Annotated in this window: 18 protein-coding genes; 3 read left to right on the top strand and 15 right to left on the bottom strand. The window is 68.1% G+C overall.

Annotated features, from left to right (window positions below; genetic code table 11):
• Positions 1 to 17: 17 nt before the first annotated feature.
• The 8 genes from era to rpoZ form a co-directional block, all read right to left on the bottom strand.
• On the bottom strand, positions 18 to 950 hold the full coding sequence (gene era, locus AUL34_RS12320) for a GTPase Era (protein ID WP_061934267.1): 933 nt from the start codon (positions 948 to 950) through the stop codon (positions 18 to 20).
• Positions 951 to 1,026: 76 nt separating this feature from the next.
• Entirely contained in the window at positions 1,027 to 1,740 is a 714-nt protein-coding gene (gene rnc / locus AUL34_RS12315; protein ID WP_061934202.1) for a ribonuclease III, read from the bottom strand.
• Positions 1,728 to 2,462, bottom strand: a complete 735-nt coding sequence (gene lepB, locus AUL34_RS12310) for a signal peptidase I (RefSeq protein ID WP_061934200.1) — start codon at positions 2,460 to 2,462, stop codon at positions 1,728 to 1,730. The genes rnc and lepB overlap by 13 nt, the downstream gene beginning before the upstream one ends.
• Positions 2,463 to 2,552: 90 nt before the next feature.
• The gene (acpS, locus tag AUL34_RS12305; protein WP_061934198.1) at positions 2,553 to 2,957 is read right to left on the bottom strand and encodes a holo-ACP synthase; all 405 of its coding nucleotides are present in this window, start codon (positions 2,955 to 2,957) and stop codon (positions 2,553 to 2,555) included.
• A complete protein-coding gene (locus tag AUL34_RS12300) occupies positions 2,954 to 3,517 on the bottom strand; it encodes a DUF2062 domain-containing protein (protein ID WP_061934196.1) in 564 nt (187 codons plus the stop codon). The genes acpS and AUL34_RS12300 overlap by 4 nt, the downstream gene beginning before the upstream one ends.
• Before the next feature lie 78 nt (positions 3,518 to 3,595).
• On the bottom strand, positions 3,596 to 4,174 hold the full coding sequence (gene pyrE, locus AUL34_RS12295) for an orotate phosphoribosyltransferase (protein WP_061934194.1): 579 nt from the start codon (positions 4,172 to 4,174) through the stop codon (positions 3,596 to 3,598).
• Positions 4,175 to 4,212: 38 nt separating this feature from the next.
• On the bottom strand, positions 4,213 to 6,408 hold the full coding sequence (locus AUL34_RS12290) for a bifunctional (p)ppGpp synthetase/guanosine-3',5'-bis(diphosphate) 3'-pyrophosphohydrolase (protein WP_061934192.1): 2,196 nt from the start codon (positions 6,406 to 6,408) through the stop codon (positions 4,213 to 4,215).
• A gap of 115 nt (positions 6,409 to 6,523) precedes the next feature.
• Positions 6,524 to 6,940: a DNA-directed RNA polymerase subunit omega gene (rpoZ, locus tag AUL34_RS12285; protein WP_061934190.1), complete on the bottom strand. Its 417-nt coding sequence runs from the start codon at positions 6,938 to 6,940 to the stop codon at positions 6,524 to 6,526.
• Between the two features lie 219 nt (positions 6,941 to 7,159).
• Here rpoZ and AUL34_RS12280 point away from each other — a divergent pair, with 219 nt between their 5' ends.
• Together AUL34_RS12280 and AUL34_RS12275 are read left to right on the top strand one after the other, a co-directional pair.
• On the top strand, positions 7,160 to 7,756 hold the full coding sequence (locus tag AUL34_RS12280) for an NYN domain-containing protein (RefSeq protein ID WP_061934188.1): 597 nt from the start codon (positions 7,160 to 7,162) through the stop codon (positions 7,754 to 7,756).
• Entirely contained in the window at positions 7,753 to 8,427 is a 675-nt protein-coding gene (locus AUL34_RS12275; RefSeq protein WP_061934186.1) for a uracil-DNA glycosylase, read from the top strand. The genes AUL34_RS12280 and AUL34_RS12275 overlap by 4 nt, the downstream gene beginning before the upstream one ends.
• Positions 8,428 to 8,436: 9 nt before the next feature.
• Here AUL34_RS12275 and AUL34_RS12270 read toward each other — a convergent pair whose 3' ends face one another.
• From AUL34_RS12270 to dapA, 4 genes are all read right to left on the bottom strand, one after another.
• Positions 8,437 to 9,120 (bottom strand): CHASE3 domain-containing protein, encoded by a 684-nt coding sequence (locus AUL34_RS12270; protein WP_061934184.1) that lies wholly within the window; start codon positions 9,118 to 9,120, stop codon positions 8,437 to 8,439.
• Between the two features lie 154 nt (positions 9,121 to 9,274).
• Positions 9,275 to 9,862, bottom strand: a complete 588-nt coding sequence (locus AUL34_RS12265) for a peroxiredoxin (RefSeq protein ID WP_061934182.1) — start codon at positions 9,860 to 9,862, stop codon at positions 9,275 to 9,277.
• Between the two features lie 62 nt (positions 9,863 to 9,924).
• Positions 9,925 to 10,404, bottom strand: coding sequence for an SsrA-binding protein SmpB (gene smpB / locus AUL34_RS12260; protein WP_061934180.1), 480 nt, complete (start codon positions 10,402 to 10,404; stop codon positions 9,925 to 9,927).
• Positions 10,405 to 10,483: 79 nt separating this feature from the next.
• Positions 10,484 to 11,368 carry a 4-hydroxy-tetrahydrodipicolinate synthase gene (dapA, locus tag AUL34_RS12255; protein ID WP_061934178.1) on the bottom strand — a complete coding sequence of 295 codons (885 nt, stop codon included), beginning with the start codon at positions 11,366 to 11,368 and terminating at the stop codon, positions 10,484 to 10,486.
• A 287-nt stretch (positions 11,369 to 11,655) separates the two neighbouring features.
• Between dapA and AUL34_RS12250 the strand changes: the two genes are divergently transcribed.
• On the top strand, positions 11,656 to 13,857 hold the full coding sequence (locus AUL34_RS12250; protein WP_061934176.1) for a lytic transglycosylase domain-containing protein: 2,202 nt from the start codon (positions 11,656 to 11,658) through the stop codon (positions 13,855 to 13,857).
• A gap of 530 nt (positions 13,858 to 14,387) precedes the next feature.
• Here the strand turns inward: AUL34_RS12250 and AUL34_RS12245 are convergent.
• The 3 genes from AUL34_RS12245 to AUL34_RS12235 form a co-directional block, all read right to left on the bottom strand.
• On the bottom strand, positions 14,388 to 15,629 hold the full coding sequence (locus tag AUL34_RS12245) for a porin (RefSeq protein ID WP_061934174.1): 1,242 nt from the start codon (positions 15,627 to 15,629) through the stop codon (positions 14,388 to 14,390).
• Positions 15,630 to 16,020: 391 nt separating this feature from the next.
• A complete protein-coding gene (locus tag AUL34_RS21905) occupies positions 16,021 to 18,648 on the bottom strand; it encodes an AAA family ATPase (protein ID WP_192845744.1) in 2,628 nt (875 codons plus the stop codon).
• A gap of 4 nt (positions 18,649 to 18,652) precedes the next feature.
• A complete protein-coding gene (locus AUL34_RS12235; RefSeq protein ID WP_061934171.1) occupies positions 18,653 to 19,777 on the bottom strand; it encodes a metallophosphoesterase in 1,125 nt (374 codons plus the stop codon).
• Positions 19,778 to 19,857: the final 80 nt, after the last annotated feature.

Raw genomic sequence — 19,857 nt, 5'->3', positions numbered from 1 at the left:
GGCTCGTCCGCACGCTTTCAGCTGTGGAAGTCGAGGCCCATCTCGCGATAGCGCTCGGGGTCGTCGCCCCAGTTCTCGCGCACCTTCACGAACAGGAAAAGATGCACCTTCTGCTCGGCGGCCTCGGTGATCTCCTTGCGGGCGGCCGAGCCGATCGCCTTGATCGTCTCGCCCTTGTGGCCGAGGACGATGGCCTTCTGGCTGTCGCGCTCGACGTAGATCGTCTGCTCGATCCGCACCGACCCGTCCGGCTTCTGCTCCCAGAGCTCGGTCTCGACGGTGGAGGAATAGGGCAACTCCTGGTGGAGGCGCAGGTAGAGCTTTTCGCGCGTGATCTCGGCCGCGAGCTGGCGCAGCGGCAGGTCGGAGATCTGGTCCTCCGGGTAGTACCAGGGGCCTTCCGGCAGCCTCTGGGCGAGGAAGTCCATGAGGTCGTCGCAGCCCGAACCGGTCAGCGCCGAGATCATGAAGACGCGCTCGAACTCTGCCTTGGCGGTGATCTCCTGCGTCAGCCCAAGGAGCCTGTCCCGCTTGATGCGATCCACCTTGTTGAGGAGGAGCACCTTCGGCTGCGTCACCTCGGCGAGGCGACCCAGAATCGCCTCGACCTCCTCGTTGACGCCCCGGTCGGCGTCGATGATCGGCAGCACGATGTCGGCGTCCTTGGCGCCGCCCCAGGCGGTCTTCACCATGGCGCGGTCGAGCCGGCGCTTCGGGTTGAAGACGCCGGGCGTGTCGACGAAGACGATCTGCGTGCGATCACGCGTGGCGATGCCGCGCACGAGAGCGCGCGTCGTCTGCACCTTGTGGGTGACGATCGAGACCTTCGTGCCGACGAGCTGGTTGACGAGCGTCGACTTGCCGGCATTGGGGGCGCCGAGCAGCGCGACGAAGCCCGACCGCGTCGGCCCCTGGGGTTCGGCCGTCTGATCCTCGGTCTCGGGCGTCATCTCGTTGTCGGTCAATGGGAAACTCGCTGGTCTGGGCGCGGGGATACGCGCTGGATAACGGTGTGCGCTGCGCGGGTCATGCCTCTTCCGGCTCCCACACGCCCTCGCGCACGAGAATCGCTTCGGCGGCCCGCTGTTCGGCGACGCGTTTCGAAGGGCCTCGCCCTTCGGCGGGTGCGACGCCCTCGATCGCGGCACGCACCGTGAAGACAGGCTCGTGGTCGGGTCCGGAACGGTCGAGCAGCTCGTAGGCGGGCGGTGCGCCCGCACGCTTGTGCGCCCATTCCTGCAGCTCGGTCTTCGGGTCGCGGCGCGCGACCTGGGAACCCGACAGGTGGGGCGCCCACCGCTCGAGCACGAAGTCGCGCGCCACCTCCAACCCGTGTTCCAGGTAGATCGCGGCGATCAGCGCCTCGACGACGTCGGCACGGATCGAGCGGTTCTTGCCGGCCGCCGCGCGCTTGAGGTCGGAGCCGTGACGGATGAACTCGGGCAAGCCCATCTCGTCGGCGACCACCGCGCAGGTCTGGGCGCTGACGAGCGTGTTCAGCCGCAGCGACAGATCGCCCTCGTCGGATTTCGGATGCGTCTCGAAGAGTTTCTGCGCGATCACGAGACCGAGCACGCGATCGCCGAGAAACTCCAGCCGCTCGTAGCTGGCGTCGCTCGCGGAGCGCTTCAGGCTGGAATGGGTGAGCGCGCGCTCCAGGCGCGCGCGATCAGTGAACTTCAGGCCGAGCCGCAGCTCGAGCCGCACCAGAGCCTCGGTGCCGCCCTTTACCCGAGCCATGTGAGGATACGGCTCGGCCGCAGGCTGGACGGCCACTCCCAGACTTCGAGCGGCGACGCGTCGTTCTCCATCGAGAAAAAGATCACCTGCGCCTTGCCGACGAGGTTCTCGAACGGCACGTAGCCGACGTCGAAGCGCGAATCGAGCGAGTTGTCCCGGTTGTCGCCCATCATGAAGTAATGGTCGGCCGGCACCACGAACTCGCGCGTGTTGTCGCCCACGGAATTGGGCTCGGCGTCGAGCGTGTCGTAGGTCACGCCGTTGGGCAGGGTCTCGCGGTACTTCGGGATCTGGGCGCCCGACTCGGTCGTGAAGAAGCCGTCCGGCTCCTTCGGCACGGCTTGGCCGTTGATGTAGAGGACGCCGTCGCGCATCTGGACGCGGTCGCCCGGCAGCCCGACGAGGCGCTTGATGTAGTCGGTCTGAACCTCGTTCGGCTTGCGGAAGACGATGATGTCGCCGCGCTCGGGGCTCGAAGCCAGGATGCGCCCGTCGTAGAGGTCGGGCGAGAACGGAAACGAGTATTTCGAGAAGCCGTAGGACCACTTGGAGACGAAGAGATAGTCCCCGATCAGCAGCGTCGGCATCATCGATCCCGACGGGATCGAGAAGGGCTGGAACAGGAAGGTGCGGATGACCAGCGCGAGCAGCAGCGCCTGGACGACGACCTTCACCGTCTCCCCGAAGCCACCCTTGTCCTTGCTGACGGCGCGATCGACCATGCGCTTTTCGTTCCCGATTGCCGTGCGCGCCCTTGGCCGCACTGGGCTCTAGTAATGTCTTGTTCAGGTTTGGGCAACGGGCTCGGCCCGTCAGCCCTCGTCGGGCAGCGCTTCGATGATCACGAAGGCCTGGGCCAGCGGAAAGTCGTCGGTGATGGTGACGTGCACGACCGGCCGGTGGCCGGCGGGTACGAGGGCGGCAAGGCGTTCGGCGGCGCCGTTGGTCAGCGCCATGGTCGGCTTTCCGCCGGGCAGGTTGACGACGCCCATGTCGCGCCAGAACACGCCCTGCGAGAGACCGGTGCCGAGCGCCTTGGCGCAGGCTTCCTTGGCGGCGAAGCGCTTCGCGTAGGAGGCCGCGCGCTGGTTGCGGCGATCGGACTTGGCGCGCTCGACAGGCGTATAGACGCGGTCGAGGAAGCGCGTCCCGTGCCGCTCGAGCGTCTTTTCGATGCGCCGGATGTCGATGAGGTCGCTGCCGATGCCGACGATCATGGGGCGGGCTCCACGGCGGGGGCGCCGGCTGCCTTGTGGGCCCGCGCGGCCTGGAAGCTGCGCACCCCGACGAGCACCAGCGCGTAGGAAACGAGGGAGAAGAAGAGGCCGAGAGGGATCGAGCCGACGAGCATGGGCTTGAGGTAGGGCGCCCAGATCGCCGCGATGTCGCCATGGGCGAGCGCCGCCCCGAGGCTTTCCGGCGCCTTCCCGTCCGGGATTTCGGCGGCGAGGAGGAAGCGCCCCGTTTCATAGGTCGCGCCCCAGATCAACGGATAGGTCAACGGATTGCCGATGAGGCAGCCGAGCGCTGCCGCCGGCAGGCTGCCGCGGATCAGGTAGGCGATCACGAAGGCCATGATGAAGTGGAAGCCGATGAGCGGCGTGAAGGTGGCGAAGACGCCGGCCGCGACGCCGGCCGCGATCGCATGGGGCGTCGCGCGAAGGCGCAGGACCCGTTTTTTCATGTAGAGGAGCGAGCGCCGCCAGGAGCGGCGTGGCCAAAGCGCCGCCCGCAGCTTCTGCGCTAGGGTTTCGGGCTGGCGACGCCTGAAGAGCATGGACCTGCGGTTCCTGGGTGCGGCGAACGCGAGGCGAGCCGGGTGGGTTCTCCCAGGCTCCGCCCTGCTGAGACGATGCTAGAGCGAGCGGCTACCCGGCTTGATGGGCGCAATTGCGGCAAGCTCGGGGGGCAGCTCGTCCGGCGCGTAGCTCGGCACCTCGTATTGCGCCAGGGACACCAGCGGCACGCCGACATCGACCTTTCCTGCCGAGCGGTCCACGACGCAACCGGCGGCCAGCACCTCGGCGCCGAGTTCCCGCAGACACTCGATCGTCTCGCGGATCGAGAGGCCCGTGGTGACGATGTCCTCGACGATCACGACGCGCGCGCCGCGTGGGATCTCGAAGCGGCGAAGGCGAAACGTGCCGTTCTCGCGCTCGACATAGATCGCCGGCGCGCCGAGATGGCGCGAGGTTTCGTAGGAGGGGATCAGACCGCCGACGGCGGGACCGACGATGTAGTCGATGGGCCCCTCGATCGCCGCCCGCAGCTTCTCGGCCAGCGCCTTGCAGAGCGTCTCGGTATAGGCCGGATACATGAAGACGCGGGCCTTCTGCAGGAAGACCGGGCTGCGGCGTCCGGAGGTCAGGATGAAGTGCCCCTCGAGATAGGCGCCGGCCTTGCGAAAGATCTCGATGACGTCTTCGGTCTGCATGTCCGACGGTTCCTGCCGCAAGCGTTGGCCTTCGGAGATCAGCCGTTCACACGAATGACATCGGTGACGCAAGACTTCGCACGCAACTGATTGAGCGTGCGCGTGAGGTGCTGGAGATCCCAGACCTCCAGATCCAGCACCATCGTGGTCACGTCCGGTGCGGTCGAGGTCATGGAAAGGTTGTGGATATTGGCGTCGTTGAGCGCGATCGTCTCGGCGATCTCGGCCAGCGTTCCCGGCTCGTTCAACGCCGCGACCTGGATCTTGGCGGGAAAACGCGTCGTCATCTCGGCGTCGAGATCCCAGCGCACGTCGATCCAGCGGTTCGGCGAATCGTCGAAGGCGGTCAGCGCGGGCGACTGGATCGGATAGATCGTGATGCCCCGGCCCGCTTCGAAGATGCCGACGATCCGGTCGCCCGGCACGGCGCCGTCCGGACCGAAGCGCACCGGCAGGTCGCCCACCGCGCCCCGGATGGGAAGCTGCACCAGGCTCGCGTCGTCGCCGATCTCCTCCGGCACGCGGAACACGAGGCCGATGGCCGAGCGGATGTTGAACCACCCGTCCTTTTCGGCGTGAAGCGCGCCCTTGGCGGCGCGACTGTCCTGGAAGTCGGGATGCACGGCACGGAAGACGTCGGCCGAGGACAGCTCGCCGCGCCCGACCGCCGCCAGCGCGTCCTCGAGTTCGCGGAAGCCGACCTTGCTCAAGTAAGGCTTCAGCCCGTCGCGCGTGAAGGTCTTGCCGGCGCGGTGGAAGGTGCGCTCGAGGATCTGCTGGCCGAGGCCGCAATACTGCTTGCGGATGGCATTGCGCGCGGCGCGCCGGATCGCCGAGCGGGCCTTGCCGGTGACCGCGACGCTTTCCCAGGCCGGCGGGGGTGTCGCGGCCTTGGAGCGGATGATCTCCACCTCGTCGCCGTTGGTGAGCTCCGTCACCACCGGCATGATGCGCCCGTCGATCTTGCAGCCGACGCAGGTGTCGCCGACATCGGTGTGGACGGCGTAGGCGAAATCGATCGGCGTCGCCCCGCGCGGCAGGGCGATCAGCCGGCCCTTCGGCGTGAAGCAGAAGACCTGGTCCTGGAAGAGTTCGAGCTTGGTGTTCTCGAGGAACTCCTCCGGCGTGTCGCCTTCCGAGAGCATCTCGATCGTGCGCCGAAGCCAGGAATAGGCCTCCGACTCCGTCGACAGGGCGACCTGCCCGTCCTTGTAGAGCTCGTGCGCCGCGATGCCGTACTCGTTGACCTGATGCATTGAGCGCGTGCGGATCTGGAGTTCGACACGCTGGCGCGACGGGCCGACGATCGTGGTGTGGATCGAACGGTAGCCGTTCTGCTTGGGGATCGAGACGTAGTCCTTGAAGCGCCCCGGAACGAGCGGCCAGGTTCGATGGACGATGCCGAGCGTGCGGTAGCAGTCCTCCTCGTCGGCCACGATCACGCGGAAGCCGAAGATGTCGGACAGCTGCTCCAGCGAGAGCGCCTTGCGCTGCATCTTGTTGAAGACCGAATAGGGCTTCTTCTGCCGCCCGGAAACGGTCGCGACGATCCCCTTGTCCTTCAGCCGCGCGGTCAGCGTCTCCTCGATCTGGGCGATCGTGTCGGCGTGCCGCTCGCGCAGCTCGGCAAGGCGCTCGGTGACGGTGGCGAAAGCCTCGGCGTTGAGATACTGGAACGACAGCGTCTCCAGCTCCTCGCGCATGTCGTGCATGCCCATGCGCCCGGCGAGCGGCGCATAGATCTCCATCGTCTCCTCGGCGATGCGCGCCCGCTTCTCCGGCTTCATGTGCTGAAGCGTGCGCATGTTGTGCAGGCGATCTGCGAGCTTGACGAGGAGAACGCGGATGTCGTCGGCGATGGCGAGCAGGAGCTTGCGCAGGTTCTCGGCCTGCGCCGTCTTGCGCGACACGAGGTCGAGGCGTCGGATCTTGGTCAGGCCCTCTACGAGCGCGCCGATCTTCTGGCCGAAGAGATGGTCGAGTTCCTTGCGGGTGGCGTCCGTGTCCTCGATCGTGTCGTGCAGGAGGGCGGTGGCGATCGTCGCCTCGTCGAGATGCAGCTCCGTCAGGATCGCGGCGACTTCCAGCGGATGCGAGAAGTATGGGTCGCCGTTCACGCGCTTCTGCGCGCCGTGCTTCTGCATCGCATAGACATAAGCGCGGTTCAGAAGACCTTCATCGAGGTTCGGCTTGTAGGCCGCGACCCGCTCGACGAGTTCATACTGTCGCATCATGCCTGAATGCCTGGTCCGTGCGCACAAGGAAAAAGGGCGCCCGACGATCCGTCGGGCGCCCCTTCAATATAGGTTGCAATGCGGTAGAACCGAAAGGCCCAACGCGTCGCCCGGATCAGAAATCGTCGTTCTTTTCCGGCGGGATAAGTCCCTCGATGCCGGCCAGGAGGTCGTCCTCCGACATGCGGTCGAAGGCGATGTTGTCGTCGTCGTCCGAGGCCGTCGGCGCGGCGGCGCTCGTGCCGTCCGCGGCCGTCTCGGTGATCGCGCCGGCGACGGGCGCCTGCGGCTCGGGCTCGTCCACCTCGACATGCTTCTGCAGCGAATGGATGAGGTCTTCCTTCAGGTCGTCGGGCGACAGGGTCTCGTCGGCGATCTCGCGAAGCGCGACGACGGGATTCTTGTCGTTGTCGCGGTCCACCGTGATCGGCTGGCCCTGCGCGATCTGGCGGGCCCGGTGGCTGGCGAGCAGGACGAGCTCGAACCGGTTCTCGACCTTATCGACGCAATCTTCTACGGTGACGCGGGCCATGCCTGTCTCCTTGGGAACGGACGCAGTAAGCTGAAGCGTCCGTGTAACCCCTTGACATAGACAGCACAAGGGGGCAGCCGCGCTTGACGCTGCGATCCACCGTTCGCGCGCCGCCGGGCAAGGTGTCGAAACTGGCCTTCGATCCGCTGCGGGCCTATGATCCCCCCGCAGGAAGGCCCCTTGCGGCCCGGCCCTCGCCTCACGCCCCGAAGGTTTCCCATGTTCGATACCCGCGAGAAGATCGCCCTCTTCATCGACGGCGCCAATCTCTACGCCGCCTCCCGAGCCCTCGCCTTCGACATCGACTACAAGAAGCTGCTCGCGGCCTTCGGGAAGCGGGGTTATCTCCTGCGCGCCTACTACTACACGGCCTTGATCGAGGATCAGGAATACTCGTCCATCCGCCCGCTCGTCGATTGGCTCGACTACAACGGCTACCGGGTCGTGACCAAGCCCGCCAAGGAGTTCACCGACCAGCTCGGCCGCCGTCGGATCAAGGGCAACATGGACATCGAGCTCGCGGTCGATGCGCTGGAGCTTGCCGACACAGTGGACCATTTCGTGCTCTTCTCGGGCGACGGCGACTTCCGCTCGCTGGTCGAGGCGCTGCAGCGGAAGGGACGCAAGGTTTCCGTCGTTTCGACGCTGTCCACGCAGCCGCCGATGATCGCCGACGACCTGCGCCGCCAGGCCGACCACTTCATCGACCTGCGCACGCTGCAGCCGGAGATCGGCCGCAGCCAGGCCGAGCGCGACGCGCGCCTCGCGCGGCGTGCGGAGGCCGAGACCGACGCGCCGGACGAGAACGAGGCGTGAGCTCGGCCCCCAAGCACTCCCCGCCCCTTCCGGACGCCACGCCGCCGGAGGACTGCCCGCTCTGCCCGAGGCTTGCCGCCTTCCGGCACGAGTGGCGTGCCAAGGAGCCCGGCTGGTACAACGCGCCGGTGGACACGTTCCTGCCGCGGGCCGGCGCGGAGACGGTGGAACTCCTCGTCGTCGGTCTCGCGCCCGGTGTGCGCGGCGCCAACCGGACGGGCCGTCCGTTCACGGGCGACTACGCCGGCGACCTCCTCTACGCCACGCTCAAGAAGTTCGGCTTTGCCGCCGGCGAATTCGAGGCGCGGCCGGACGACAGCCTTCAGCTCGTCGGCGCGGCGATCACCAACGCCGTGCGTTGCGTGCCGCCCGAGAACAAGCCGACCGGCCCCGAGATCAACACCTGCCGCCGCTTCCTCGCCCCGACGCTGACGGCGCTGCCGCACCTGCGCGCGCTTGTGACGCTCGGCCGCATCGCGCACGACTCGACGCTGCGGGCGCTCGGCGTCCGGCTGAAGGACGCCCCCTTCCGGCACGGCGGCGAGCACGATCTTGGGGGACTGCGTGTCGTGTCCAGCTATCACTGCTCGCGCTACAACACGAACACCGGCGTTCTCACGACGCCGATGTTCGAGGACGTCTTCCGCAAGGTGCGCGACCACCTCGGCTGACCCGTTGCCTCAGGTGAGCTCCGCCGCCCGGCGCATGCGGCGCTCCCGCCGGGCGAGATGCACCTCGACCGCCGTGCGCACCACGAGCGAGGCCAGCGCGATGCACAGCGCGACGATCCTCACACGGTTCTCGTCGCGGTCCACCAGTGCGTCGCGCCTCGCAAGCAGCGACTTTTCCGTCTCGGTGATCTCGCCGACGACCCGGCGGATCTCGTCCATGGTCGCGCGTTCCATCATGGCGACGGCCTGCGCCCGGGCCGCCGGAAACCCATCGCGATCATACAGCACCACGGACTCCGCGATCTCGCCGAGCTTGGTGTCGATCAGCTGGTCGAGACGATCGGTCCGCGCGATCTGATCGGGATTGTCGGAGATGAGGGCGCGCAGTTGACCCCGCGTCGGCTGCAGCCGCCCGAGAGCCTTCTCGTAAGGGTCGAGGAACCGGCGATCGCCGCTGATCAGGTAGCCGCGCTCGCCCGTTTCGGCATCGTCGAGCGCGATCAGAACGTCCTTGGTGGCGTCGATCACCTGATAGGTATGGACGACGAGATCGCGATGATCGTCGAGGAGCGCGTGCGTCCATGTCGTCGCCACGACACCGGCAAGGATCACGATGCCGACCGGCACCGACCGCAGGATCAGCGCGCGCGTCAGCCACCGCGGTCTGATACGCGCCCAAGACGGGTGAGCCATGTCCCTCGACCTCCTGCTGCGATGCCTGGATGGCGCAGGGGATACATGGGCGACCGGACGTGCAAGCAAGGGATCGCCGGCAGTTCCTGCGGTGGGCGAGCCGGTGCCATGTGAGCCGTCGGCCCCATGCGCGGACCGCCCGCCTTGCGATCCGCTAGTGAGCCGTGCGGTGCCTTGCACCGGCAGCCGCGCGCCGCAGCCAGTCCACCACATCGGCGGCACTGCGATCGGGCGGGAAGACGGGGTAGAGGGCCGCGACGATCTCGCCGTCACGGGCGATCATCGTCAGCCGCTTCAGGAGCGTGTCGCCGTCCACCTCGAAGGTCGGCAGTTCCAGCATCTCCTGAAGCTCGAGCGCCGCGTCGGACAGAAGCGGAAACGGCAGCTTCAGCCGCTCGGCCGCCTCGCGCTGGTAGGCCGTGGTCTGAGTGGAAACCCCATAGACGGCCGCGACGCCGAGGTCGCGCAACTCCTGCCAGTGGTCGCGGAAGGAACAGGCCTGTGGGGTGCAGCCGCGGGCGCCGGGGATCTCGTTCCACCCGCCGGGCAGCGGCGCACCGGGACGGCCGGTCATCGGATAGGCGTAGACGACGCAGAGCCCCCTGATCTGCGAGAGATCCACATGCCCTCCCGCCGTCGACGCGAGGGCGAGCGAGGGAAGACGGCGCCCCGTGAGATGGGAGGCCGCGCCGTCGTCTATCGGCGGCTCCAAGCCTTCCGGCAGGGTGGTGAGATCGGTCATCGAGCGGCCCTCCCTTTTCGGGAGAGGTTAGACCGCAAGGGCGCAAGCGCCAAGAGGCGGCGTCAGTCGCGCCCGGCTTCCTTCATCACACGCTGCTTCTGGCGGTTCCAGTCGCGTTCCTTCATGGATTCCCGCTTGTCCGGCGCGTTCTTGCCCCGGGCGACGGCAAGTTCCAGCTTCGCGCGGCCCTGTTCGTTGAAGTAGAGCTTCAGCGGCACGAGGGTCATGCCGTCGCGCTGCACCGCGCCGGCCAGCCGGTTGCGCTGCGTCTTGTGCACGAGCAGCTTCCGACGGCGCTTGGGCTCGTGGTTGAAGCGGTTGGCCTGGAGATACTCCGGCACATAGGAGTTGATCAGCCAGATTTCGCCGTCCTCCTCCGTCGCGTAGGACTCGGCGATCGTCGCCTTGCCGAGACGAAGGGACTTCACCTCCGTACCGGTCAGGACGAGGCCGGCCTCCAGCGTGTCGACGATCTCATAGTGGAAGCGCGCCTTGCGGTTTTCCGCGGCGATGTTGGATTTGGATTTGGGCGGCTTGGCCATGAAACGGAAAAGCTCGGAGACAGGAGGAGGACACGGCGGGACCGCCGCATCCCCTAGATGGGTCGGGACGACCCCTCGATCAATTCAGAAGGCCGGCATGCCGGAGCGCATCGTCGATCAGCGCTTGCGTCGAGGCCTCCACCGGCACCAGCGGCAGGCGCATGACGTTGCGCCCCTTGCCGATGCGCGAGAGCGCGTATTTCGTGCCCGATACGCCGGGCTCCGTGAAGATCGCCTTGTGGAGCGGCATCAGGCGGTCGAGATAGTCCAAACCCTTGGCGAAATCGCCGGCAAGGCACGCTTCCTGGAATTCGGCGCACAGGCGCGGGGCGACATTCGCCGTCACCGAGATGCAGCCGCGCCCGCCGTGGGCGATGTGGCCGAGTGCCGTCGCGTCCTCTCCGGAAAGCTGCACGAAGTCCTTGCCGCAGGTGATCCGCTGCTCCGGCACGCGATCGAGCTTGGCCGTCGCATCCTTGACCCCGACGATGTTGGGGAAGTCGTGCGCGAGGCGCCCCATCGTCTCCGGCGTCATGTCGACCACGGAGCGCGGCGGAATATTGTAGATGATGATGGGCGTGCGGACCGAGCGGGCGATCGCGGCGTAATGCTCGTAGAGCCCGCGCTGCGTCGGCCGGTTGTAGTAGGGCGTCACCACCAGAACGCCGTCGGCGCCGGCCTTTTCGGCGGATCTCGCGAGGTCGATCGCCTCCACCGTGTTGTTGGAACCCGCGCCCGCGATCACCGGAACGCGACCGGCCGCCGTCTCGATGCAGATTTCGACGATGCGCTTGTGTTCGGCATGGGTCAGCGTCGGGCTCTCGCCCGTGGTGCCGACGGGAACGAGGCCGTGCGTTCCCTCGGCGATCTGCCATTCGACCAGGGCGCGAAAGCCGGCCTCGTCGAGGCTGCCGTCCTCGGCGAACGGCGTTACCAGGGCCGTCATCGAACCCTTGAAGGTCATGTCGTCACTCCCGTCGACGTGCGGATGATGGTGCCGAAGCGACGGCGGGCGTGCTCGGGTCGGGCGGTGGGTTCGAGCGTCCCCCGCCGCTCGCCGGACGGCCGGGCGATGTGGCCGATCGTCCGCGCGGACGGGCGCACCATAAAGAAGCCATCACGCCGAAACAAGCGAAGGGCATGACGGGATCGGATGAGGGTTTACGCCTTCTTCACCGCGTTGAGGCAAGCTTTGATCAACCATGCGCGCCGAACCCACGCGCGTGTGGCAGCATTGCAGCAGGAGGCCAGATGACACATTCGACCCGCGCCAAGGTGTTGCTCGCGCCCGTCCTCCTGTCGGTGCTCCTGACGGGCACGGCGCCGGTGAATTCGTTCGAGATGCCGCGCCTCGGCCTGCCCGAGATCATGATGCCGAAGCTCTTCGGCCGCAAGGAAGCGCAGCCCGATCCCGGCCGTTTCGGCGCGCCTCCCGCCCCGGCACCCTCGGCCAACCCGCTGGCGCGCCGCGCGCCCGCCCCGGCCGCGCCCGCCGGCGCGCCGCCGTCCGACGCGATGGCCTTCACCTCGTCGATTGCCGCAATGGGATCGCGCAGCTCCAGCGTCACGCCGATCCGGGGCGACCTTCAGGCCGGGCTCGACGCCACGCATCGCGACATCCGGCGCGCGCTCGCCATCCGCGAGGGCATGGCGCCCGGCTCGCTCGACCGGCACATCCTGTCCTGGGCGATCGCACTGCGCGGCACGAGCGACGTGCCGGCCGCCGAGATCGCCCATACCGCGCTCGAACTGCGCGCCTGGCCGGGCATGTCCACCATCCGCGCCAACCTGGAGCGCGCGCTCCTGCGCGATCCGATGCCGGCGCGCGACGTCGTCGCCGCCTTCGCGGGCGACGCGCCGCGCACGCCGGAAGGCGCCATGGCGCTGGCGCAGGCCTATCTGGCGCTCGGCCAGGCCGTAAAGGCGAAGGAGCTGATCGTGCGCTCCTGGCGCAACGACCGTCTCGACAAGTCGCTGGAGAGCCGCATGCTCTCGACCTTCGGCGCGCTCCTGACCCGGGCCGACCACAAGTTCCGCATGGACAAGCTGCTCTACGCCGACCGGGTGGGCGATGCCTCGCGCGTCGCGACGATGGCGGGCGCGGAATCGCTGTTCAAGGCGCGCGCCGCCTCCATTCAAGGAGCGGGCAACGCCGACCAGCTTCTCGCCAACGTTCACCCGAGCCTCAAGTCGGACCCGAGCTACCTGTTCACGGCGGCCGAGAACCTGCGCAAGAAGGACCGCATCCTCGAGGCGGCCGCGATCATGGAAAAGGCGCCGCGCGATCGCAACGCGCTGGTGGATCCCGACGCCTGGTGGAACGAGCGCCGCATCGTCTCGCGCATGCTTCTGGAGAAGGGCGAACGCAAGGCGGCCTATCGCCTCGTCGCCGCGCACTCCGCGGAGGGCGTGACCGAGGCCGTGGAAGCCGAGTTCCATTCGGGCTGGTACGCGCTCCGCTATCTCAACGACGCGGCGACCGCTTCCAAGCATTTCTCCCGCATCAGCCAGATTTCCTCCCGGCCCCTCACCCAGTCCCGCGCCTTCTACTGGATGGGCCGGGCGGCGGAAGCCGGCGGCGCGGGCAGCGCGCGCGAATATTACGGGCGGGCCGCACGCTTTGGAGCGACCTATTACGGACAGCTCGCCGCAGCCAAGCTCGGCCGCGCACCGGGCGAAATCAACTATCCCAGCCCCTCGGCCGGCGAGCGCCGTTCCTTCGAGAACCGCGAGGCGGTGCAAGCGATCAAGCGGCTGGAATCGATCGGCTCCGCCTGGCGCGCCGACAGCCTCTACCGTGCCCTTGCCGACGAGCTCAACAGCCCCGGCGAACTGGCCATCCTCGCCTCGATGGCGGAGAGGCGGGGCGACCACAGCCTGGCGCTCGGCGTCGGCAAGGCGGCCTATGCGCGCGGCGTCGATGCCCCGGCCCTCGCCTTCCCCGTCGGTGTCATCCCGGCGAGCGCCAACATCTCGGCGTCCGGCAAGGCGCTGGCCTATGCGATCGCGCGTCAGGAAAGCGCGTTCAACCCGACCGCCAAGTCGCCGGTCGGCGCACTCGGTCTACTCCAGGTCATGCCGGCAACGGGACGGAGCCTGGCCAAGAACGCGGGCCTGTCCTATTCCGACACCAAGCTGCAGAACGACGTGTCGTTCAACACCCTGCTCGGCACGCAGTATCTCGGCCAGCAGATCTCGAACTTCGACGGATCGTACATCCTGACCTTCGCGGCCTACAACGCCGGCCCTCGCCGGGCGCGCGAATGGATCGACCGGTTCGGCGACCCGCGCCGCAAGTCGATCGACGAAGTGGTGGACTGGGTCGAACTGATCCCCTTCACCGAGACCCGCAACTACGTGCAGCGCGTGATGGAGAACTATCAGGTCTACAAGATGCGGCTCGGTGCCGGCTTCGACATCGAGCGCGACCTGACCCTCGGCCGCCGAGGCTGAACCTCGGGGCTTCACCTCTTCGGATTCTCCATCGAATGCCCCGGCTCCCAAGGCGCCGGGGCATTTTCGTATGGGGCACGGATTGGCTGTTCGGCGGATCGAAGGCGGGCGGTCTGATCTCCAGACGCGATGTGCGGAGCCTTGGAGACTTGGTTTCGAGGGCCGCGGCTCAAGGGGTCGGCGATGCCGGCGCTCTGGAATGCGTCGATCCCGGGGCAATGCCAAAGGCGAACGCGAGTATCTCGAACCGCGATACCCTGGAAGGACCGCCGAGCGCTTTAGCCTGCTGAACGCGAGCTTTCGGTCATGGCAGCCACAAACTGTGGGGGCAACGCTCGTTAGGTCTCCCCAGGCCGTGAAATGTCTGCGGGCTCCCGCGGCGTAAGCGCTCGGGGACTTGCTGGGAACCGCTACAGAAGCTTTCGAGCCTCGCATTGCCGCGATAGCCCTCTGTCACCGTCGCAGCCCTTCCCCCAACGCAAAAGGCCCGGCTTGCGCCGGGCCTTTCGTTATCGATCCGAGAATTCGGATTAGAAGTTGCGCTGGAAGCGCAGGAAGCCCGAGACCTGATCGGTGTCGCCGATCGGGCCGCCGAAGTCGACGTTCCGGTAGGAGACTTCGGCCAGCGTCGCGAAGTTGTTCGTGATCTGGTAGCCGACGTTGCCGACGAGCGCGTAGTAGTCGCCCGAGGAGACGAGCGGCAGGATCTGACCTGCAGCGTTCCGCACGAAGAAGCGCGTGTCGAAGGTCTCGCCGTACTGGCCCGACACCGCGACGCCGACCTTGCCGAACGCCTGGGCGTAGCCCGCACCGGCGGCCCACTCGAGGACGATCGGAACCGAGCCCGGGACCGGGTTCAGGATGTTCGGGTTGTTGGCGGCGAAGGTACCGGCCGTGGTCAGACCGTCGGTGACAGCGTAGACGGTCGGGTCGAAGGCGTAGTGACCCTCGATCTTCAGCTGCGACTCAGGCGCGATGAGGTCCTTCAGCAGCACGCCGCCCTTCAGAGCGAAGGCGCCGTTGTTGCCGTCTTCGAGGAGCGTCGGGTAGTTGCCGCTCAGCGTGAAGAGACCGTCGTTGTCGAACAGGTCGTTGACGTCTTCCAGGTTGAAGGTCTCGTCGTAGACGGCCGACAGGAAGGCACCGCCCCAGGCGCCGGAATAGACCAGCTTGCCGTGGATGTCCGGAACCACGTCGCCGGTGCCGTCGTCTTCGAGGCCGATCGAGGCCGAGAAGCCGCCCGCGGCGAAGGTGTAGGAGATCTGGTTGGTGTTGAAGTCACCGACGATGAGGTCGGTGTCGGTCAGAAGGCCGTCCTCGAGACCGCCGATGTCCGACGACCACATGGAGTCGCGGTAACCAACGAGCAGGCCGCCGAGTTGAGCGTAGGCCTGGTCGACCGCAACGCCGTTGTTGGCGCCCGACAGGTTGGTCGCCTGGAGACGGACGAAGGCGCGCAAGGTGCCGAGTTCGGTCTCTTCGCGGGCGTCGAAGTTCAGACGGGCGCGGACGCGGCTGCGCAGGTCGTAGTCGTCGCCTTCGAGGTTCTGGGCCGGGTCACCGGCGACGTTCACCTGGAAGCGGACGTAACCGCCGACCGAAAGGCAGGTCTCGGTGCCCGGGATGTAGTAGAAGCCCTTGCCGTAGACGTCGCAAACGCGGACGTAGTCGACCGGCTCGGGCTCGACGGCAACGATGGCGTCGGCGGCGCGAGCGCCGGAAACTGCCACGAGGGCGGCAGCGGAGCCGAGAAGAAGGCTCTTGATGTTCATGTCCTGACCTCCAGTCAAGTTATAGGTTAGGGTTGGGCTTTTGTTTCGAAGGACAGCCTTCCCTGCCCCATCCCCTGTAGAAGTCCGGGTCGTCCCCCGCTCTTCTGATCGTGAGAATAGTCAGGCTCGCTTTGGATGCAATCACGGAAACGCCATGCCACCGCCTCCAAGGCGTGTTGGCCACACTGCTGTTGCACACGCGCCACGATCTCGTTGACGCCCTGTTAAGGATTGCGGCCGTTTCGCGCCGAAGCCTGCGCAAACCTGACCAAACCGCTGTGCCGCAACACTTTGCCAGCTTCGGGCAACGCCCAAGGCCGGGCCGCAACCCGGGCCGAACCGGCCTTCGGGTTCGTTCTGCGGTCGGACGCGGCGCCGCATCGCCGCCGCGTCAGAGGCGAAAGATGGGCGCTCCGATGTCGCGGAAGTCGCGTTCGCGGCAGGTCAGGATGATAACCTGGAGTCCTTCGGCCGCCTTGCGCAACACATGGTGCATGCGCTCCAGCCGCCGCTCGTCGGTATTCACCAGAGCATCGTCCAGTATCACCGTGGCGGGATGCCCGCCTTTCTTGATCACTTCGGCAAGCGCCAGACGCGTGACCACGGCCACTTGTTCGCGCGCACCAGCAGAGAGACGGCGGAAGTCTTCGTCCACGCCCCGGCGGCGAAGCCCGGTGAGTTCCAGCGTCGCCTCGTCGAGCGCGATGTCGGAATCGGGATGGATCAGCCGGAGATAGGGCGCGACGTGAGACTTGATCGGGGCAAGCCACGACTCGTGGGCCTCGCGCTGGGCCTGCAGCAGCGTCTGATGGAGAAGCCGCGAGGCCTCCGCCTCCAGGGCCAGCCGGGTGCGAAGGCGCTCGGCGTGCTCCACCTCGCCTTCGAGCCTTGCGATCTCCTCGTCGAGCGCGTTCGCGCCCTGAACGCGCAACTCTCCCTCGAGACTGGCGACCTCGCCTCGGAGCGCGACCAGCGTGCGTTCGATCTCGTCGCGCGCGCGACGCTTGGCGGCCACCGTCCGCTCCACGGTTTCGGGATCGCCTTCCGCAAGCGCCCGGCGCCGCGCGTCGTACACCGCCTCGCGCGCGGCACGCTCCAGCTCGGCGGCGGCCATGTCCTCGCGCAGCGCCGCCATCGCGCGCGCCGCTTCGGCGTCGTCCGCCTCCGTCCGCAGCCGCCGGGCCTCCGCGAGCAGATGAGCGGCCCGGGCCTCGCGGCCCACAAGGTCCGATTCGGCCGCACGCAGATCACGCCTTGCCGCGTCGAGGCTGCCTTCGGCGCGCGACACGCGTTCGCGCGCGGCCTGTGCTTCGGCGCGGACGGCCGCGAGATCGCCGACGTCGGATCGACCATCCTCCGGCGGCAGCGCGGCTGCCGCTTCGCGCAGGGCCCGCAACTCGACTTCGGCGGCCTGAAGGCCCGACGGCAGCCTCGCGGCGAGAAGTTCGCGGAGCCGCTTCGTCTCGATCGCCCGCTCCTCACCGGCCCGCACCGAGCGCCGCACCTCCTCCACGCTTGGCCCTCCGAGTTCGGCGAGTCGCGCCGCCAATCGGGCCCGACTGCGAGCGGCCTCGTCGGCAAGCGACGCCGATCCGCCCCCCGGCTCGATCGTGACCGTGCCGAAGCCCGGCAGGTGAAACGCGGTTCGCGCCGAAACCGTGTGGCCCGACACGTTCGTCAGGGGCTTGCCGTCGACAAGCACGGCGCCCCCCGCCGTTTCCGGCGCGAACGTCACGGTCGGCGAGGCGGCCGACAGGCGGATCTCCGCCTCGCGGCACGCCCGCTCGATCTCCTCCAGCTCCCCGATGTCGCGGCGGGTCGCGGTGCGTTGCGCGACCGCGCCGGACAGGGCGTCGAGCGCGGCGGCCAGACGGCGGCCCTCGGTCAACTGCGCATCGAGCCGCTCGATCTCCCGGGCGAGACGGGCGCGTTCGCCGGCGATGCGAGCGGTCTCGGCGCGGCGCTCGGCCTCCTCCAGCGCGGCACGAGCCGCCACGAGAGCGCCTTCGAGTTCGGACAGGTGCCGGCGTTCCCGCTCGGCTGCCTCGCGGTGCTCGGCAAGGCGAAGGCGTTCTTCTTCCTCCTGCCCCACGGCCTTGGCGGCGGCGGCCAGCAGCGCCTCGCGAACGCGCAAGCGCTCGCCCGCGTGCTCGCGGGCCGTCAGCGCGTGTCTGAGGTCGCGCTCGGCCTCGGTGCAGTCGCGCCGAAGATCCCCGAGCGCCCTTTGCTGCGCCTCGGCGCGGGCGAGACCGGCGGCGGCCACGCCGACCGCATCGTCCTTCTCATAGGAGCGTAGCACCGAGCGCCGGTCGGACAGGCGCTGCAGCTTGGTGCGATAGTCGGCAAGGGCCGCGCGACGCTGACCCAGAGCCTCGCGCAGCCGCTCCAGCGTGTCCTCGGCCTCGCGGAGCGGCGAGTTCGCCTTGACCCGCAGGGTCTCGGTGAAGAACCGGTCCTGCCGGGCGCGAGAGGCCGCGATCAGGGCCCGCCCCCGTTCGCCGCCGAGGACCTGACTGACCTCGCCCTCCAGCGACGCGGTGACGGCGTCGCGCCCCGCGCCGAGATCCAGGCCCTCGGTGGAGCGTCCCTGGTCGACCCAAAGCAGGCCGAACGTGCCGACGAAGTCACCGTCCTTCGGCTTGCGCGCGCCCGAATGGGTGAAGCGCAGGAGTTCGGCGAGCCGCTCCTCCACCGCGTCGCCTTGAAGCCGGCCGCCGGGCCAGCTGAGTTCGGCCTCCGGCTTCTGCAGGAAGGCCTTGCGCAGCTCATAGTCCGTGCCGCCGAGCGAGAAGGCGATCTCGATCTCCGGACGGACCTGCCGGCCATAGGGCACCAGAGCCCGCGTCGCTTCTCCGGTGGACCGATGCTTCTGGAAGAAGGCAGCCCGCAGCGCTGTGAGAACGGTGGACTTGCCGGCCTCGTTGTCGCCCACGATCACGTTCAGCCCGTCCTCGAACCGGTCGAGGGCGAGGGACGACACGCCGGCGAACTCGCGGAGCGTCAGGGTGCGCAGATACACGGTTTCAGCCCTCCCGCCGCCCGAGACGGGCGTGCTCGGCAAACATCATGCGAAGCGCGAGCGCGGCGGCGGCACGCTCGGGGTCCTCGCGGCTGGCGGCCTTGGCGCGGAGCCGGTCCACCGCGGTGCGCACGAAGCCGGCCGCGTCGATGCGGTCGAGGTCCTCCTCGTCCGGCTCGTCCAGAAGACCGTCGTCGCGAAGACGCAGGTCGAAGAGGCGCGGTTGCCAGTTCGCGAGCGCTTCGTCGAGAGCGATCCGCTCGCGCAGGGAGAGCGTTCCGCGCAGCGTGAGGTCGACCAGCGTCTCGCCCGGTGCAGGAAGCGCCGCGAGGGCATGGTCGAGCGCGCCGGCATCGCCATGGATGTCGATCGCCATGGCGCACCATTCGAAGCGCGCGGTGCGCACCCTTTCGACCCGGGGGGACGCGCCCGGCCCGTCGATATCAACAAGGGCCGCGAAACCCGGCTCGTTGGCGGGATAGCGATCGGCCTCGGGCGTGCCGCTATAGAATGTGCGCGGCGCGATCTCGAGGAAACCGTGCCAGTCTCCCAGCGCCAGATAGTCGAGGCGGGCACGGTCCGCACGGTCGTCTGCGATGGGATTGCCGCTTTCGGCCGCCGCCGGCAGCCGGTTGGCGACGGCCCCGTGCGCCAGGCCGACGCGCACGACATGCGACGAAGAGACGGCCGCGTCGAACCACTCGGTGAGATCGGCGCCTTCGTGATGGCGCAGCAGCGGCGCCGGCAGGACCACGGCACGCCCCTCGCAAAGTTCGATCGGCTCCGGCCGGTCGGCGACGATGACGCGCGCGCGGGTATCGAAGCGGGCAAGCCGCGACCAGACCGAGACGCTGACCGCGGGATCGTGGTTGCCCGGGAGCATGATCCAGGTGCCGGTGAAGCCGGACATGGCGTCCAGTGTGCGCTGGATGTCGCGGTCGGACACCGTGTTGCCGTCGAAGGCGTCGCCCGCCACGACCGCGAACGCGGCGCCACGTGCCTCGGCCAGTGCCGCCACGCGGCGCACGGCGTTGAAGCGCTCGGCGCGCAGTTCGGCCCGTGTTTCCTCGGGATAGCCGCCGAAGGGCTTGCCGATCTGCCAGTCGGCCGTGTGGAGGAAGCGGATCATCGGACGGGGAAATCAAACTGCGCGCGCATGACCGAAGCGTGGGCGGGCGCCCGGTCGGTTTCAAGGACGGGCAGCCGCAA

It is taken from the genome of Aureimonas sp. AU22 (assembly GCF_001463745.1).
Classification (GTDB): Bacteria; Pseudomonadota; Alphaproteobacteria; order Rhizobiales; family Rhizobiaceae; genus Aureimonas.
Note: the sequence above shows the minus strand (reverse complement) of the source record. Positions and strands in the feature narration are given on the sequence as shown.

Bases quoted from the DNA above. Each gene is read 5' to 3' on its own strand.
- dapA (WP_061934178.1), bottom strand. From the start codon at position 11,368: ATGACCTTCAAGGGTTCGATGACGGCCCTGGTAACGCCGTTCGCCGAG.
- rpoZ (WP_061934190.1), bottom strand. From the start codon at position 6,940: ATGGCCCGCGTCACCGTAGAAGATTGCGTCGATAAGGTCGAGAACCGG.
- AUL34_RS12270 (WP_061934184.1), bottom strand. From the start codon at position 9,120: ATGGCTCACCCGTCTTGGGCGCGTATCAGACCGCGGTGGCTGACGCGC.
- era (WP_061934267.1), bottom strand. From the start codon at position 950: ATGACGCCCGAGACCGAGGATCAGACGGCCGAACCCCAGGGGCCGACG.
- rnc (WP_061934202.1), bottom strand. From the start codon at position 1,740: ATGGCTCGGGTAAAGGGCGGCACCGAGGCTCTGGTGCGGCTCGAGCTG.
- AUL34_RS12300 (WP_061934196.1), bottom strand. From the start codon at position 3,517: ATGCTCTTCAGGCGTCGCCAGCCCGAAACCCTAGCGCAGAAGCTGCGG.
- AUL34_RS12245 (WP_061934174.1), bottom strand. From the start codon at position 15,629: ATGAACATCAAGAGCCTTCTTCTCGGCTCCGCTGCCGCCCTCGTGGCA.
- AUL34_RS12235 (WP_061934171.1), bottom strand. From the start codon at position 19,777: ATGATCCGCTTCCTCCACACGGCCGACTGGCAGATCGGCAAGCCCTTC.
- acpS (WP_061934198.1), bottom strand. From the start codon at position 2,957: ATGATCGTCGGCATCGGCAGCGACCTCATCGACATCCGGCGCATCGAA.
- pyrE (WP_061934194.1), bottom strand. From the start codon at position 4,174: ATGCAGACCGAAGACGTCATCGAGATCTTTCGCAAGGCCGGCGCCTAT.
- lepB (WP_061934200.1), bottom strand. From the start codon at position 2,462: ATGGTCGATCGCGCCGTCAGCAAGGACAAGGGTGGCTTCGGGGAGACG.
- AUL34_RS12250 (WP_061934176.1), top strand. From the start codon at position 11,656: ATGACACATTCGACCCGCGCCAAGGTGTTGCTCGCGCCCGTCCTCCTG.
- AUL34_RS12265 (WP_061934182.1), bottom strand. From the start codon at position 9,862: ATGACCGATCTCACCACCCTGCCGGAAGGCTTGGAGCCGCCGATAGAC.
- smpB (WP_061934180.1), bottom strand. From the start codon at position 10,404: ATGGCCAAGCCGCCCAAATCCAAATCCAACATCGCCGCGGAAAACCGC.
- AUL34_RS12290 (WP_061934192.1), bottom strand. From the start codon at position 6,408: ATGATGCGACAGTATGAACTCGTCGAGCGGGTCGCGGCCTACAAGCCG.
- AUL34_RS12280 (WP_061934188.1), top strand. From the start codon at position 7,160: ATGTTCGATACCCGCGAGAAGATCGCCCTCTTCATCGACGGCGCCAAT.